General features: G+C 40.0%; 20 protein-coding genes and 1 pseudogene. 7 read left to right on the top strand and 14 right to left on the bottom strand.

Annotated features, from left to right (window positions below; all coding sequences use genetic code 11):
• The 3 genes and pseudogenes from ACYZZR_RS11785 to ACYZZR_RS11775 all read left to right on the top strand — a co-directional run.
• Window positions 1-127, top strand: a pseudogene (locus ACYZZR_RS11785) (IS1595 family transposase); the annotation flags it as partial.
• Window positions 120-767, top strand: a complete 648-nt coding sequence (locus ACYZZR_RS11780) for a nitroreductase family protein (RefSeq protein ID WP_461534210.1) — start codon at window positions 120-122, stop codon at window positions 765-767. The pseudogene ACYZZR_RS11785 and the gene ACYZZR_RS11780, both read left to right, overlap by 8 nt.
• 87 nt (window positions 768-854) lie before the next feature.
• Window positions 855-1,061: a hypothetical protein gene (locus ACYZZR_RS11775; RefSeq protein WP_461534209.1), complete on the top strand. Its 207-nt coding sequence runs from the start codon at window positions 855-857 to the stop codon at window positions 1,059-1,061.
• 114 nt (window positions 1,062-1,175) lie between these two features.
• Here ACYZZR_RS11775 and ACYZZR_RS11770 read toward each other — a convergent pair whose 3' ends face one another.
• The 9 genes from ACYZZR_RS11770 to ACYZZR_RS11730 form a co-directional block, all read right to left on the bottom strand.
• On the bottom strand, window positions 1,176-1,319 hold the full coding sequence (locus ACYZZR_RS11770) for a hypothetical protein (RefSeq protein ID WP_461534208.1): 144 nt from the start codon (window positions 1,317-1,319) through the stop codon (window positions 1,176-1,178).
• A 23-nt stretch (window positions 1,320-1,342) separates the two neighbouring features.
• Entirely contained in the window at window positions 1,343-1,519 is a 177-nt protein-coding gene (locus ACYZZR_RS11765; protein WP_461534207.1) for a hypothetical protein, read from the bottom strand.
• Window positions 1,520-2,180: 661 nt separating this feature from the next.
• Entirely contained in the window at window positions 2,181-2,804 is a 624-nt protein-coding gene (locus ACYZZR_RS11760; RefSeq protein WP_461534206.1) for an NAD(P)-dependent oxidoreductase, read from the bottom strand.
• Between the two features lie 75 nt (window positions 2,805-2,879).
• Entirely contained in the window at window positions 2,880-3,677 is a 798-nt protein-coding gene (locus ACYZZR_RS11755; protein WP_461534205.1) for a helix-turn-helix domain-containing protein, read from the bottom strand.
• 111 nt (window positions 3,678-3,788) lie between these two features.
• Window positions 3,789-4,193 (bottom strand): ester cyclase, encoded by a 405-nt coding sequence (locus ACYZZR_RS11750; RefSeq protein ID WP_461534204.1) that lies wholly within the window; start codon window positions 4,191-4,193, stop codon window positions 3,789-3,791.
• A 57-nt stretch (window positions 4,194-4,250) separates the two neighbouring features.
• Window positions 4,251-4,397, bottom strand: coding sequence for a hypothetical protein (locus ACYZZR_RS11745; protein ID WP_461534203.1), 147 nt, complete (start codon window positions 4,395-4,397; stop codon window positions 4,251-4,253).
• Between the two features lie 189 nt (window positions 4,398-4,586).
• Window positions 4,587-5,024, bottom strand: coding sequence for a hypothetical protein (locus ACYZZR_RS11740; protein WP_461534202.1), 438 nt, complete (start codon window positions 5,022-5,024; stop codon window positions 4,587-4,589).
• Window positions 5,025-5,026: 2 nt separating this feature from the next.
• Window positions 5,027-5,998, bottom strand: coding sequence for a heme-binding domain-containing protein (locus ACYZZR_RS11735; RefSeq protein WP_461534201.1), 972 nt, complete (start codon window positions 5,996-5,998; stop codon window positions 5,027-5,029).
• Between the two features lie 32 nt (window positions 5,999-6,030).
• Window positions 6,031-6,774, bottom strand: coding sequence for an SDR family oxidoreductase (locus ACYZZR_RS11730; protein WP_461534200.1), 744 nt, complete (start codon window positions 6,772-6,774; stop codon window positions 6,031-6,033).
• A gap of 78 nt (window positions 6,775-6,852) precedes the next feature.
• Here ACYZZR_RS11730 and ACYZZR_RS11725 point away from each other — a divergent pair, with 78 nt between their 5' ends.
• Window positions 6,853-7,185, top strand: coding sequence for a winged helix-turn-helix transcriptional regulator (locus ACYZZR_RS11725; RefSeq protein WP_461534199.1), 333 nt, complete (start codon window positions 6,853-6,855; stop codon window positions 7,183-7,185).
• Between the two features lie 24 nt (window positions 7,186-7,209).
• Here ACYZZR_RS11725 and ACYZZR_RS11720 read toward each other — a convergent pair whose 3' ends face one another.
• Complete coding sequence (locus ACYZZR_RS11720) at window positions 7,210-7,605, bottom strand: DUF7825 domain-containing protein (RefSeq protein ID WP_461534211.1); 396 nt, start codon at window positions 7,603-7,605, stop codon at window positions 7,210-7,212.
• A 101-nt stretch (window positions 7,606-7,706) separates the two neighbouring features.
• Here ACYZZR_RS11720 and ACYZZR_RS11715 point away from each other — a divergent pair, with 101 nt between their 5' ends.
• Window positions 7,707-8,999 carry a pepsin/retropepsin-like aspartic protease family protein gene (locus ACYZZR_RS11715; protein ID WP_461534198.1) on the top strand — a complete coding sequence of 431 codons (1,293 nt, stop codon included), beginning with the start codon at window positions 7,707-7,709 and terminating at the stop codon, window positions 8,997-8,999.
• Between the two features lie 31 nt (window positions 9,000-9,030).
• Here ACYZZR_RS11715 and ACYZZR_RS11710 read toward each other — a convergent pair whose 3' ends face one another.
• Window positions 9,031-9,747, bottom strand: coding sequence for a sulfite exporter TauE/SafE family protein (locus ACYZZR_RS11710; protein WP_461534197.1), 717 nt, complete (start codon window positions 9,745-9,747; stop codon window positions 9,031-9,033).
• A 131-nt stretch (window positions 9,748-9,878) separates the two neighbouring features.
• On the opposite strand from ACYZZR_RS11710, the gene ACYZZR_RS11705 reads away from it, so the two are divergent.
• Both ACYZZR_RS11705 and lon read left to right on the top strand, forming a co-directional pair.
• Window positions 9,879-10,295, top strand: coding sequence for an Lrp/AsnC family transcriptional regulator (locus ACYZZR_RS11705; RefSeq protein ID WP_461534196.1), 417 nt, complete (start codon window positions 9,879-9,881; stop codon window positions 10,293-10,295).
• Window positions 10,296-10,464: 169 nt separating this feature from the next.
• The gene (gene lon / locus ACYZZR_RS11700) at window positions 10,465-12,915 is read left to right on the top strand and encodes an endopeptidase La (protein ID WP_461534195.1); all 2,451 of its coding nucleotides are present in this window, start codon (window positions 10,465-10,467) and stop codon (window positions 12,913-12,915) included.
• Between the two features lie 175 nt (window positions 12,916-13,090).
• Here the strand turns inward: lon and ACYZZR_RS11695 are convergent, their stop codons facing one another.
• From ACYZZR_RS11695 to prfB, 3 genes are all read right to left on the bottom strand, one after another.
• Window positions 13,091-13,870, bottom strand: a complete 780-nt coding sequence (locus ACYZZR_RS11695) for an SGNH/GDSL hydrolase family protein (protein WP_461534194.1) — start codon at window positions 13,868-13,870, stop codon at window positions 13,091-13,093.
• Window positions 13,871-14,194: 324 nt separating this feature from the next.
• Entirely contained in the window at window positions 14,195-14,536 is a 342-nt protein-coding gene (gene arsC / locus ACYZZR_RS11690; protein ID WP_461534193.1) for an arsenate reductase (glutaredoxin), read from the bottom strand.
• Between the two features lie 105 nt (window positions 14,537-14,641).
• Window positions 14,642-15,743, bottom strand: a protein-coding gene (gene prfB / locus ACYZZR_RS11685; RefSeq protein WP_461534192.1) for a peptide chain release factor 2 whose coding sequence is annotated in 2 segments (ribosomal slippage) — window positions 14,642-15,679 and window positions 15,681-15,743 — 1,101 coding nt in all. Because the reading frame shifts where the segments join, the coding sequence is not laid out codon by codon here.
• Window positions 15,744-15,782 lie beyond the last annotated feature (39 nt).

Here is a 15,782-nt window from a genome sequence, read left to right as displayed (position 1 = left end):
CTACCATAAAATCAAAAGGAAATACTTACAGTTGTATCTCAACGAGTTTATTTACAAATTAAACAGACGGTATTTTGGAGACAAACTCTTTGACAGACTAGTAATTGCGAATATAACAGGTGCATAAACGGATAATCAGAAAATTAATAGACGATTTAAAATGGCGATATGCAACAAAAAAGTTCAGTGACAAAAGAGTTTCAAGTGAAGATTTAGACAAAGTCATTGAAGCGATTAACCTTTCTGCATCCTCAATTGGAATACAACCGTATAGATTATTTGTTATTGATAGTCCATCATTAAAAAAAGAACTAGGCGAAAACTCGTTTAATTCGCAAATTGTTGAAAGTTCTCATCTTTTGGTATTTGCGGCATTTGATTCAATTAAGGAAGGAACAATTGATAAATATCTACAACGAGTTGCTAAAGAAAGAGAAACACCAGCTGAGCAATTGGCCGATTTTAAAAATAAAATTAGTAGCTTTCTTTTAGCACAAACCGATAATGATAATTTTATCTGGTCAACGAAACAAGCATACATAGGTCTGGGAACTGGATTGATTGCTGCAGCAAATTTGAAAATCGATGCCACGCCAATGGAAGGTTTCGATGCTGAGAAGTTTGATGAAATATTAAAATTAAAGGAAAAAGGGCTTAAAAGTGTTGTACTACTTGCTTTAGGGTATCGTGATGAAGAAAATGACTGGAATTCTAAACTAAAAAAAGTAAGGCTACCAATACAAGAGTTTGCTACTATAATCAATTGATTTTTTATCGATATTAACATTTAAGCTACTTGAACAAATCAGGTAGCTTTTTTGGTTAATAAACGAAAACGGAAAAGCCTTATTCGATTGGAAATCAATCCAGACCAGACCTATGCCTGGAATTGCACCCGAATGGGCGGGTGGGCTGTAGCTCATACTCCTTTTCTTCGAACTGCCATTACCATAAAACGCTTAAAAATAAAAGCTTATGTTAATTTAATCCGAATACTACAGTCGATAAGTCTAATTGTCGAACCGCCGTATACAGTCTGTCCCGAATATCGGGAAGACTAATTTCCCGAAAGTTTTCGGGAGTGGTGTGAGGGGTGCACTCCGTCAGTTAATGGCGGAGCCGTCTACCCGATTGGCAGCTGGGCTCTCTTTTTTAATGAAAGCAGCTTTTGCCAGTCAAAGTCGGTTAAAGGTCTTGGCCGAATGATCTTCATAGATCACCTCCCTGATATGTATGTAATTGCTCTCACAATACTTTCTAAGCCTTTCTTCCTGATCCCTTTGAGAGTATCCCTTGTCGGCCTGTTCATCCGTACTCACCCGTACTCACCCGTACATATAAGTCAGCTATCTTCCCTATGTTTACTTTGGTTTAAATAATTATATACCACTATGTTAGCCATTTTCCGTAAAAATAACAACACTTCTTCCGCTTGTTCTAAACTAATGTCCAATCCTTCTTTTTTTAACATGCTTTGCGCTTGTTCGGGGGAAATCTTTTTCATTTTCTCTTGCTTCATTTTTATATATCTTTCTTCAGAATTTACCAAAATTGGTAAGCTTGCCAAATTGCTCGAAAAACAACACCACCTACATTTGAAGAATGTATCGCCAAGATAAAAGAAGTGAAACGGTATTTTGAAAGTACTAACATTTTGAGAAAACTACGTGATTTAGTTGGCTGGCTGCGAATCTGACTGTGCCATTGCATTTGGCACCATTAAAAAAAACTCGAGAAAAATCGGAAAAACCTCATTCGAATGAGTGTAGACCAAAACCATGCCTATACTTAGAGCAAAACGAGAAAAGGTGGTTGGGCGAAAAATCGCCAATTGCTGCGATTTTTGCTATTTAATTTTCCATTTCACTTATCTCAGAAATGCTTATATCATCTGGGTCCAAAGATTTTAAGAAATTACTCGAATTAATAATTTCTCCAATAGTTGCTACACCCTTGGTTTGAGCAGTTCCCAATTGAATTCTGTTTACGGCTTCTACAACCAATGGTGCGGTTACGGCCTAAATGTCTTGTCCTTCTGTTTTGGTTCTGTTGATAATATCTTTGTCTCCAAAAGCTATCGTTAAGATTATTTGGCATAAAACAAATAGTAAGTAAGACCGCGACAATTCGGATTGGCAGAGTACAAACGGGGGCATTGATTTTTTACAAACTACAGGTTCTCAATCTGAAATACTAATAAGTCTACTTTCTGTCCTATTTTCAAGCTGTTCGAGCATAAAATAAGCAACATCGGCTCGGGAAATTTTTAGGCTCAAGTTCTTTTGGTTTCCGTCAAATCCCCTCTTGAATTTATTGGTCAATTCTCCATCGGTCAATGCACTCGGTCTCACGATTGTATAGTCTAAGTCGCTGTTTAAAATATGCTGTTCCTGTAGTTTGTGGTCCTGAAATGCTTTTTTGAGCAAAAAACCAAACATTATGTACCTCCAAAGAAAGTTTAGGTTGTCGTAACTTTCTCCCATACCAAGAGTTGATTGGCAGATGAGTCGTTTTACATTGTTCTTTTCCATTGCTTCCACAATATTTTTTGTTCCAAGGTTTCTTACTTTGCCTATTTTTCCATCTCCTATTGCACATAAGACGGCATCTTGATCTCGCAATGCTTTTTCTACATTGCTGTAATAGGTTACATCTCCCTTGATCAGTTTTACATTAGCTGAATTTCTAAGACCTGAATTTTCCAGATTTCTCACAAAGGCTGTAACCTGGTGTCCTTGATTCAATGCTTGCTTTACGATTTCTTTTCCCACACTTCCGGTGGCTCCAAATACTAAAATTTTCATTGTCTTATATTTTAAGTTTTCATAAGACAAATGTCAGCTGTACGGGATAAAGTAAATTGTACAAAACCGTCATTCCTATTCGGGAATAAAATTGGCAAGGGCGGGCAAATGTTGAAATTCTGAAGGGGTAAAACCTGTATATTTCTTAAATGTTTTGATGAAATGGGATTGATCTGAAAATCCATTTTCATAAGCAATGCCCGTAAGGCTATTAGATGCTTCGTTTTTTATTTGTGCCAAAGAGTTTTGAAACTGTATGATTTTACAAAACACCTTTGGAGTTACGCCAACCTCCTTTACAAAGCGCCTTTCGAGTGTTCTTTCTGTCAAGAATAATTTATTACGCAGCTCTGAAACCGATATTTTCCCTTTGAACTGCACTATTAAATTGATGGCCAAAAGAATGGATTTGTCAGGATTTAATGAACTGTTTTTAGCAATCTCTTCTAAAAAAAGGGAGATAATTTTTATTTGACGTTTCGTTGTTTCGGCCTTTTTTAAATTTTTTAATTGTTGGTTTTGTTCTATGAACCCCGTTAAATCAAAGCAATCATCGTTCAGTATTTTTGGTTCTACACCCAAAAGTACGCGTACGGCAAAAGGGAAGATCTGAAACGCTATCAACTTGTATGTTCCTTTTACAGAGAGTTCAATTGGGTTGATGGTCTGTCCGTACAGGAAAAAATCTGATAGCCTTTTGTTTTTGTGCTGCAAATAAAGTCCGTTAGGGGCAACATTAAACACAATTCCAGGAAATCCGTCGGCAAAAAAAGGCAATACAGTCTCTGCATTTTGATTTTTTTCCTCGAAAACCAAAATATCGTTTACATATGGTAGTAGATTCTCGCTATGGGTTCTTTCTCCTGTTATCAATGCTCTTTTAGGTTTGATTTTTAGATTGTTGCCAAGCTGTTAGATGAATGCCCCGTTAGGATATGTTATTTGTCTGATGGATATTTTTAGCTTTTCCTCATTCCACAAAATTTACTTTACTCTGCTCAAAAAATCTTCAGGAATAATTCCTAATTGTATAAAAAAAGAAAGTTTGTTTGGTTTGGCAATGCTATTGATTATTTTACCATTCTTAAGTTCGTAAATACTTATTCCATCGACAATTACTCTTTTATTGGTCGCGGGAATTTTTTGATAGTCATTTTGATGGGTACCGCTCCATTCGTATACCGTAACTACCTTGTCACCGTCTTCAAAAATCTCTTTAATACTAAAGTGAATATCGCGAAAAGCAAGCATCAACGCTCGGTTTACCGCTTTAAATTCATCTATATAATCGGCGTCTACAAATTGATCGAGTGAATCGAGCTGTTTTTGATTCAAAAATGTCTGATACATTGCTGAAACAACTTCTTTGTTTGATGAGATATTAGTCATAGTATTCGGTTTTTTACCCTTTTTGCCTCTGATATCAAGGGGATAAGTGTATAGTGTTTACACAATATTATAACCTGTCAATAAGCCTATTAGTGTTAGTCCGGTCAGAATCGCAAAGACGATAATAAGTGTCTTGGCTCTTTGGGAATTGTCTTTTAATTTAAAGGTCTGTTCTTCTTGAAGGTTAAGGTCGGTTTCGTTCATTTGTCTTTAATTCAGTGGTGAAAAACAAATATACACAATTCGCAATCTTTTTCAATTCAATACATTAACCTTAAAAACAGCGATGTTTATTTGGATTCAGAGGTTCTCTACTGATTAAAGACTATTGATCAACTCGGTCTAGATATGGCTTACAAAGCTACTTGCAATAGACTGCGAATGTTTGCTCAGTCAAGGCCTTTCTACCGGCAGATAACTCATAAAATAGCGTACTCTTTCTTCTTTATCGGGTGGGTTATTGTCGCTTTTAGAATCATCTGTAAATTGATAAAAGACGTTTCCGGTTTTATCTGTTGTCAATGTTTCTATACTTACAAATTCTCCCGTAATGGTTCCGCCGATATATTGAGGATTTTCGTGGTACTTCCAAGTTACGAGCTTAAACTTTGAACCTTTAATAGGCTGTACATTTTGATTGCTTAGCGATAGTATAGCCTCTTTATTCCCGTACAAAATCGAAGAAGTTTCATTTTTTGGATTTACAGAACTCGAAATAAATTCTAAATCTCCCGAATCGAAAACAACGCGGTGTAAATCTGTCTCGGTATTTTCAGTTTTGCAAGAGGTGAGTACACAGATGGAGGTTAAGACAAACAGTAGCTTTTTCATTATTACTTAAGGAGTTGTATTAAACGTTCTTTATTTATTTTCATGGGAACATCAAACAGATAACCTGTTTTTTCTGCCAATTGACGGTGACAAGCGATGCAGGATTCCTTGGCAAATGATGCCGTTTTTCCGGTTGGAACTAGTTCTTTGCCCGAAAATTTAGCAAATCCCCAACCCTCGGTATCGGCATATTTTTTTGAGTCTTTGACCATAAACTGGGCATTTATAAATTCTCCGGGCCTTATTTCTCCGTCTGCTAATTCTTTTTGTTTCCAAACTGATTTTACGACGATACTGCCATCTGGCCAAGGGTGGAAATCGTCGTTTTCAACGGCTTTCACAGCAATATCATTCCCGTAAATAACCCGAATAGAACGATCGAAGAAGGTACTCGTACTGATTGCGTTCCACTGTTTAAAATCGTCAGTGTATTTTACGCCATTTGGCGAAACAATAACCTTTGAAGTCTTATTTTCAGGTAGATTGAGATCTCGATGAATTTTGTTTTCCTGATCTACAGCTGTTTGTTTATCGGTTAAAGAAAGTGTGTATTTTCTAATAATTTCAATTTGTTCTGGCGTAACCTTAGCAGACGGATGCAGTAATGTATATTTATCTAACGGCATTTTTCTGCTTTGTACCATATTGAGAATGGCATACATTTTCCCCTGATGATCGACATCAGAATAATTCCATTCTGAAAAATTTAGCACTTCCCGAGCTCTTCTTATATCCTTGTTTACCACCCATGAAATCGGTGCAATTTGGTCAAACCAAGAGAGATTCGGACGATTGGAATGGCAGTTAAAACAAGAATTTTCCAAAATGGAAACCACTTCACGCGGAGCTTCAATTTTGTTAACAATGGTTTTTTCCTCCAATGGATCATTTAAAAATTGCAATCCTACAAAAACTCCCAACACTGTCAAAAGTGCAATAAGAACTCTTGTATTTTTCTTTTTAATCGCTTTCATATATTGTAGTTTTATTGATCTGCAACATGCATTTATAAACTCATTCCTCCGTCCATAATCAGTTCTGCACCTGTAATAAAACCGGCTTCATCTCCGCAAAAATAGCTCACTATTTTAGCGACCTCTTCGGCCTTGCCTTTCTTCTTTAAAGGAATAGCGTTCATCAGCTGTTCATCGATATTTTTTAGAGTTTCCTCATCAAATCCCGCCTTGGCCAAAATATCGGTTTTTATGGGGCCGGGACTTACGGTATTCACCCTGATCTTTCTGGATGCCAATTCCGCTGCAGCTGTTTTGGCTACAGAGCTCAAGGCTGCCTTGCTCGCCTGATAGACGGATGAATTGGGATTGTGCATCACGGCAGTGTTGGAAGACAATATAACCACCGAAGCAGCGTCATTCAACAGGGGAATAAATTTGCTGAGTGTAAAATAAGCTCCGCGGAAGTTGATGTTCATCACCTGGTCAAAATTCTGAACCGTCGCCATTTCAATAGCGCTTAAAGTTCCCGTAATCCCCGCATTGATAAACAAAATATCTATAGAACCAAATCGGCGTCTGGTTTCATCTTTTAAAGCCTCGATTTCATCTATATTGGATTGGTCTGCTACAAAGGGGATGGCTCCAATTTCCAAAGCTGTTTTCTCAAGTGCGTCTTTTCGTCTGCCGGTAATCATTACTTTAGCACCTTGTGCGATAAGTTCTTTTGCCGTAGCCAAGCCTATTCCACTCGTTCCACCGGTGACCACGGCTACTTTGTTTTCGAATTTTTTCATTTTTTAAATTTTTTGACAAAGTTATGGGGAATATGATATACTTTTGTAACCAGTATCATCGAGTATACCAAAATAAAAATGGAAAGGAATCAAGAAGATGAGCTCAGAGCTCTACAGGACACACTTTATTTTATCGGAGGAAAATGGCGCATCCCGATTATGAACTCAATTTGTAATGGCAACAGGCGATTTCGTGAAATTGAGCGAAGTATTCCCGGAATTACGACGCGAATGCTTTCCAAAGAGCTGAAAGACATGGAAATGAATAAACTGGTTAAAAGAACCGTATATCCGGATACCCCCGTTTTGGTAGAGTATTCCCCCACCGAATATTGCCGAACTTTTGGTAATATTATTCAGGCGATGATCGATTGGGGAAAGGCATACCGAAAAGTCGTAGTGGAAGATTGAGAAGAGATTCTCAGAAAAGCCAGCTCATAGCACTGTTGCCTTCATTCCGTATATCCAGGTTTCCGGTGCTGTTTGAACAAGCTGTTCTAAGACATTTCCTTCCCCTGAAAAACCCCGGTTTAAATCCGCTGATAAAATCAGTGTAAAACGCATACTTCCTAAGTCCAAGACCAGGGCGGTGCTTTCTCCTGTTTCAGACTGGTATACGCTTAGGCTCTGTGCGTACATCAACAGTCCGTCTAGGAGCCTAAGTCGCCGTATTCCTTTGTTGAGGTGTGACGAAGAGGTATAAGACAAAGTGAGATCGCGATTGGGCATAAGTAACAGGGCTTCTAATAGCTGCCACAAAGCGTCGTTGTGTTTATAAGAAGCATCTCTTAGCGATTCTAAAACCTCGATCATACGTTTTAGAGGAGCTATTTTATATCCGAATTCCTATATGAAAAATCATATTTTACTACCTTTAGTGACGAATAGTTGTTTTTACCAAGGGCATATTTAAACCAGAAAACACTTTAGCCATGAATAAATTATCACTATTCCTGATACTTCTTATACCGCTGTTCGCTTGTCGCAACAGTTCACAACCGGAGTTTGACGCACGGCTGTCCGATCAATTGGACAAACTGATAGAGCAGGAAGACTACTTCCGGTTTAGAGCAGTGCTTAATGCACAGGAAGACGAGCTCTCTGAACCCCATGCCCTGTATTATCGAGCTATTGCCGATCAGGTGTTTAACCAACCGGAGCGCTCTAACCAGAGTATAGCAATGCTTATCGAAGATTCTGAGGAGCTTAATGATACCTTGCTCCAAGAATTGTACAATATAAAACTCCAGAATCATATCTATCTAAATGAATACCGCAAAGCCGAAGAAACCAATATGTTTATCCGGGAAAATTATCGGTCTTTGCTAGATTCGTCAGAATTAGGAGACCTCAGAAATACCTGGAAGATTTGGAAGGCCTTGCGCGATGTTCCGCCACAAGAGGTTACAAGAAATCGGGATTTTACCATTCCTTTATACAAAGACAAGGTAGGTCTTTCCAATATTACGGTGGGTTTTGACAGTACAGAGGTAAATATGGTGTTTGATACAGGCGCTAATTTTTCGGTTATCAGTAGGTCGTATGTCGACAAACTTGGATTAAGACTGATACCAGCTAGTTTTGATGTGGGCGCCTTAACCGGAGCCCTGATCAACAGTGACCTTGCAGTGGCCGAACAGTTGGATATTGGCGGACTTACCTATAACAATGTCGTTTTTCTGGTATTTGACGACGAAGATCTATCCATTCCCCAGGTAGACTACCATATTACTGGGATTATTGGTTTTCCGGTTATCGAGGCTATGGATGAGATTCACCTGCACAAAGACGATACATTGTTTATTCCTCAACACGCCAATCCCTATACCTATGGCAACTTGGCATTAGATGGACTAACTCCTGTTGTCGCTGTAGAATATAGCCGGGATACGCTGAACTTTCACCTAGATACCGGAGCGCCGAACACTTCGTTGTTTGCCCCGTTTTACAGGAAATACAAAAAGGAAATTGAGGCAAATCGAGAAAAGACCGTTTTTAAGACCGGCGGCGCCGGAGGGGTAGTGGAGTTTGAAGGCTATATTGTAGACAGTCTTCACTTGAAAATAGGTCCTGTTACCGCCAGATTAGACAGCCTGCAAACACATATAGAAGATATAGCTGGTCAGGAAAGCTATTTTCACGGCAATTTAGGTCAAGACTATATCAGGCAGTTCGGTACAATGATACTCAGTTTTAAACACGCATCGATCTTGTTTGAAGATTAGTGTTAGAAGCTGATTGGGAGAGTGGTTAGGTTTAAAAGATCATCGCCACTCCCGACATACACAATAGTACCATCAATACCTTTTTAAACAAGCCTTCGTTTATCTTGTCAAAAGTACGTCTACCCAATACTTGTGCTAAAAAGAAAAACGGAAGTACAAATAGTGCAATTTTAAAATGGTGGAGACTCAAAATACCACCGGCTGCCAAAACGGGTACTCTAGCTACAGTGACCAAACCTAAAACTCCGATCATAGTTGCTCTAAATGCCTTGACGTCTTTAATAGTATTTTCTATACACATTACATACAGCGGCCCCCCTGTCGAAAAGACCCCTGAGAAAAATCCGCCCATAATCCCGAAACCGAAAATACCGCGTTTCTCCAACTGTATTTTTTTCTTTCCAAATACGTTGTACAACACATAGAGAATTATAAATACTCCCAGACCTTTTTTCAGTATTGTGGGTTTGGAAAAGGCGAGTACTGCAATTCCGAGAATAACCCCAATTACAGAAGCTGCAGCCATTTGAAGTATGATTTTTTTATCGATGTTTTTCCACTCTTTATAAATCAGGTATCCACTCGAAATCAGATAAAAAATAGAGATATACGAAATCGCGTCGGGCAATTGCATTCCGAAAAGCAATATCGGCAAAGCCACTAAAGAACCGGCAAATCCGACAACTGTCTGAATGTAAAATCCCGCAAATATCCCTGCGGAAAGAACGAGTAATAATTCTGTGTTCATCGAAAAATAAAATTGCTAATTTACAAGTACAAAGCTACTCCAAGCCTTGTAGCTTATGAAATTGATTTTAGTGTAACAACTGTGATTTACCGTTGAAAAAATGTATTTTTGGTCAAAAAATAATTGAAATTATGTTAGATGAATCAGATAGACATATAATTAGTCTGTTGAGTGAAAATTCGAGATATTCATTTGCAGAAATCGGGAGAAAAATATCCCTTTCTCCCTCTTCGGTAAGAGAGCGTATACAGCGGCTTGAAGATGCAGGTGTTATTCAGTCGTACGGAATCAAAGTCAATTACGATTTACTGGGGTATGGTATGCCGGTTTTTATATTGTTGAAAATTTTCGACGGCAAGCTGAGCTTAGGTATAAAGGAGATCAATGCATTTGAAGAAGTAGAAGAAGCATATCGTATTACCGGACCCTACAATATTCTTATCAAGGCGATTTTGAAAGATCAGAAGCACCTTCAGAAATTTGTAGATAAGCTCATCAATTACGGTAGCCCTACCACCTTGTTGCTCTTGTCTGAAATCAAGAGATAAGGAGCGATACCTTCACCATTTTGCCATAGGCGATGGCTTGGCATAACTATTGCTCTATACCCGTGTGCAGAATTGAATTAAAGAATGCGCGTTGGTTTTAAGCAAATTATGCTACAATCGATATGCGTTGTAAATCTGTCTCAATGACAGAATGACTTATAGATATCTTATGGCTAAAACAAAGTTTTTAAATATTGACAATTTGTCATTTCAAGGAATAGACGAAGAATCCGAACTCATACCTTTAATGACTCCGGAAGATGAAGAAGAAATCAACAAGGAAGAACTTCCTGCAGAGCTTCCCATCTTGCCTTTGCGCAATACTGTCCTGTTTCCGGGAGTAGTAATACCCATTACTGCGGGAAGAGATAAGTCGATACGGCTTATCAAAGATGCCAACAACGGAAACAAGACCATAGGTGTTGTATCACAGAAAGACGAGGGGGTAGAAAACCCTTCGGTAGACGATATCAATACCGTGGGTACCGTAGCCCGTATTTTGCGGGTATTGCAAATGCCCGACGGAAACACTACAGTGATTATACAGGGGAAAAAGCGTTTTGAAATAGATCGTGTAATCAGTACAGAACCTTATATAAGAGCTTCGATTAAGGGGGTGGAAGAAGTTAGACCCGACCGCGACAATCCCGAGTTTATCGCCATTATTGAATCGATAAAGGAGTTGTCGCTACAGATCATTAAAAACAGCCCTAATATCCCGACAGAGGCTTCATTTGCTATTAAAAACATAGACAGCGGTTCGTTTTTGGTGAATTTTGTGTCTTCCAATATGAACCTCAGAGTGGAGGAGAAACAGGAGCTCTTAGAGATGAGTAATCTCAGAGAACGAGCCTTGGCTACCCTCAAATACCTGAATGTTGAATTTCAGAAACTCGAACTGAAAATCGATATACAGTCTAAGGTGCGCTACGATATGGATCAGCAACAGCGGGAATATTTCCTGCATCAGCAAATGAAAACCATACAAGAAGAGCTCGGAGGGGTATCGTATGAAGAGGAAGTAGAGGAGATGCGAGCGAAGGCTCAAAAGAAAAAATGGAATAAGAAAGTAAAAGAGCACTTCGATAAGGAGTTGGGCAAAATGCAGCGTATGAATCCGCAGGTGGCCGAATATTCGGTACAGCGCAATTATCTCGACCTGCTACTCGAACTCCCTTGGGATACCTATTCCAAAGACAAGTTCGATTTGAAAAGAGCACAGCGTATATTAGATCGCGATCAGTACGGGCTGGATGAGGTAAAACGACGTATTATAGAATACCTCGCCGTACTCAAGTTGCGCAATGATATGAAATCGCCCATACTGTGTCTGTACGGACCTCCCGGAGTGGGGAAGACATCTTTAGGCAAGTCGGTTGCCGAGGCTTTGGGCAGAGAATACGTGAGGATATCACTGGGCGGACTCAGAGACGAGGCCGAAATAAGAGGACATCGCAAAACCTATATAGGAGCTATGCCCGGACGTATTATTCAGTCGCTTAAAAAGGCAGGAACATCCAATCCGGTATTTGTACTGGACGAAATAGACAAACTCTCGTCCAGTCATTCAGGTGATCCTTCTTCGGCTATGCTCGAAGTACTCGATCCGGAGCAGAATACCGCTTTTTACGACAATTTTCTGGAATTGGGTTACGATCTCTCCAAAGTCATGTTTATCGCTACAGCAAACAATCTGAGTACCATACAGCCAGCGCTTCGCGATAGAATGGAGATTATCAATGTTACCGGATACACCATAGAGGAAAAGGTGGAAATTGCCAAAAGACACCTACTGCCCAAACAGCTCAAAGAACACGGTTTGCAGTCTACCGATTTAAAGATCAATAAAAAAGGTCTTGAAAAAATAGTAGAAGGATACACCCGCGAATCGGGGGTAAGGGGATTGGAAAAACAGGTGGCCAAGATGGTGCGCTATGCTGCAAAATCCATCGCGATGGAAGAGGAGTACAATGTAAATGTAACTTTAGAAGATATAGAAAAAGTATTAGGTCCCGCCCGTTTGGAGCGAGACAAATACGAGAATAACGAGGTTGCAGGAGTAGTCACCGGACTGGCCTGGACTAGTGTAGGGGGAGATATACTCTTTATAGAATCTATTCTTTCAAGAGGAAAGGGAAACCTTTCCATTACCGGTAATCTCGGAAAGGTGATGAAAGAGTCGGCCACCATAGCGATGGAGTATATCAAAGCCAATGCCGAAGAACTCGGAATAGCTCCTGAGATCTTCGACAAATACAATGTACATATACACGTACCCGAAGGAGCCACCCCTAAAGACGGTCCGAGTGCAGGGGTCACTATGCTCACTTCACTGGTTTCGCTCTTTACACAGCGAAAAGTTAAGAAGAGCCTTGCTATGACCGGCGAGATTACCCTTCGCGGTAAGGTACTCCCCGTAGGTGGAATCAAGGAAAAAATACTCGCCGCCAAGCGCGCTCGAATCAAAGAGATACTACTGTGTGAAGATAACAGAAAAGACATAGAAGAAATCAAACCCGAATATCTCAAAGGGCTTACTTTCCACTATGTGAGCGATATGAGCGAGGTTCTCGATTTTGCTATTACCAATCAGAAGGTTAAGAATGCCAAGAAGCTGTAACACTGTTAGCTATAAAAGTTTTTTGCGTTCTTAATCTCGTAAAAATTAGCATAACATAACTCCTCCCTTTAGACAAAGATTATCTGAAATTAAAAACCCCGGAAAACTACCGGGGTTTTTAGTTCACAAAAGAAAATCTTGGTTGGTTTCTCGTGAATATTTTAGAAGTATGGTGTTAGAATATGCTTTCAAAGGCTTTTATCCAGGCATCAGCCATCAGGTAGGCTCCGGGTATAGAGGGATGTACCCCATCGGGACACCAGTAGGAGGCAGGAGCGGTTTTTAGAGCTTCGTCAAAAATTTCCTGATACGGAATCCACACCGCCTTATAGCTGTCGGCCACTCTACGTGCCGCTTCGCGATAAGCGTTAAAATCAGGATGCCATTTATCGGTAATGGCTGTACCTCCATTTACGGCAAAGGGCTCGCCTATAATGAGTTTTAAATCAGGAAACTTTTGTTTGGTACGATCGAGCAAGGCGCTAAAATCCTGTTCATACACTTCTACGGTTCCGTTGTAATCGCCGTTTATCTTATGCCAAAAATCGTTTACTCCGATAAGAATACTGAGTACATCGGGTTGTAGCTGTAGGCAATCGTCATTCCATCGATCGGCGAGTTGATACACCTTATTACCGCTAATCCCACGGTTGTAGATGGTCCACTCGGTTTGAGGGTGAGCTGCCATCATACGACTCACGGCATTGAATACATATCCGAGTCCCAATCCACGCACTTGATTGGGATAGTAGTGTTCGCGGTTTCTACCGGCATCGGTAATCGAATCGCCTTGAAAAACTACGGTGAGATTTTTAGGAAGTGAGGGAGTGGAAGAGAGCTCTTGCGACGGAGTGTCCATAGCTTGTATTCCCTGCAATCCCAATAATCCCGCGGAAGCCAGTGAAGCCGATTTGATAAAATTTCTTCTATTGGTGGATTTTAATTCCCTATTCATCCGAGCAATATTAACAGCCACTGTAGCTGATTTGAGTTTATATCAAACAGTATTGATTGCCTTTGAAAATGTCCATTTTGAAATCAATGCATATTTTCAAGCTTCCAAATTTAATATTATATCGATATCTAAGCAAAAAAAATACTTGTATATAAAAAATTATATAAAAAATAATGTAATTCTAACTCAGTATTCGGCGGCAGGATGTTTAGAATTGAATTTTACCGTGTTTTTATCACTTAGTCTAATTTGAAATGGAATAGCCTTGAAGTTTTTTCAGAAGAAGTGCTATTTGCAACAAGGCATTTTTTTTAATACCGATAACTAAATAATGCTTTCAATAGTTTCTGGTGGTCGTCCTACAACGGCCTTTTCACCTGAAATAACAATAGGGCGTTCAATCAGTTTTGGATGAGTGACCATAGCACTGATAATTTCGTCGTCCGATAATTCTTTTCCCTTGTATTTTTCTTTCCAAATACTTTCGTTTACACGCACCAATTCTATAGGGCGTATTCCCAGGAGTTTTATTATTTCCCGTAATTCCTTTTCCGAGGGTATATCGTCCAGATACCTCACTATTTCAAAATCTTTTCCGGAAGCTTCCAAAATAGCCAATCCCTGACGTGATTTGCTACAGCGCGGATTGTGGTATATTTTGATCATGTGTAGTTCTTAGTTTATAGTTTATAGTCTTAGATTCCTTCCTCCTACGGCGGACAGGCCTACCATCGGAATGACATTGCGTTTTGCTCTAAACGCCATTCTCCCCTATGATTCCGTTTCTTTTTGGCCCATCATCATGAGATAGGCTTTGAGAAAAGGGTCTATTTCTCCGTCCATTACAGCATCTACATCGGTCGATTCTTTTCCTGTTCGCACATCTTTTACCAGCTTATAGGGGTGCATCACATAATTGCGTATTTGCGAGCCCCATTCTATCTTCATTTTTCCGGCTTCGATTTCTGCGCGCTTTTCCTGTCGTTTTTTCAATTCTATTTCGTAAAGCTGCGATTTGAGAAGCTGCATTGCCTTGGTTTTATTGTCTAGCTGTGAGCGGGTTTCTGAGTTTTCGATAACGATACCCGTAGGGTGGTGTCGTAGTCGTACTGCGGTTTCCACCTTGTTTACGTTTTGTCCGCCCGCCCCGCTGGAGCGCATGGTCTCAAAGCTGATGTCTGCCGGATTGATATCGATCTCAATACTGTCGTCTGCAAGCGGATATACATATACCGAGGCAAAAGAAGTGTGTCGTTTGGCATTGCTGTCAAATGGCGATATACGCACCAAGCGGTGCACCCCATTCTCTCCTTTGAGCCATCCGAAAGCAAATTCGCCTTCAATCTCTAATGTAACCGTCTTTATTCCGGCTACATCCCCTTCCTGATAGTTTAGTTCTTTGATCTTGTATTTCTGCGATTCTGCCCACATCAGGTACATACGCATAAGCATAGAAGCCCAGTCACAGCTCTCGGTACCTCCGGCTCCGGCGGTAATCTGCAATACGGCGCTCATAGCGTCACCTTCTTCAGAGAGCATATTTCTAAATTCCAACTGCTCTATATGCGAAAGCGTTTGTTCGTATTGTGCTTCTACCTCCTCAGCATCGACTTCGCCTTCCTTGTAAAAATCGTACAATACCTCTAAGTCGGCCACAAGGGTTTTACCTTCTTCATAGCCCTCTACCCATTTTTTCTTACTTCTGAGCGATTGCATCAGCAGTTCTGCTTCCTTGGGCTTATCCCAAAAATCGGGGGCAAAGGTCTTTTCTTCTTCGTTTTGTATCTCTATGCGTTTGGCATCTACGTCAAAGATACCTCCTTAACGCGCCAAGGCGTTCAATAAGGTCTTTGACCTGTTCTGTTGTTATCATTCAGTGTATCTGTTTATGGTTTCACTAATCCGCTTGTCT

The organism is Sinomicrobium sp. (assembly GCA_029266035.1).
Lineage (GTDB): Bacteria > Bacteroidota > Bacteroidia > Flavobacteriales > Flavobacteriaceae > Sinomicrobium.
This window is presented reverse-complemented; position numbering and strand designations above follow the sequence as displayed.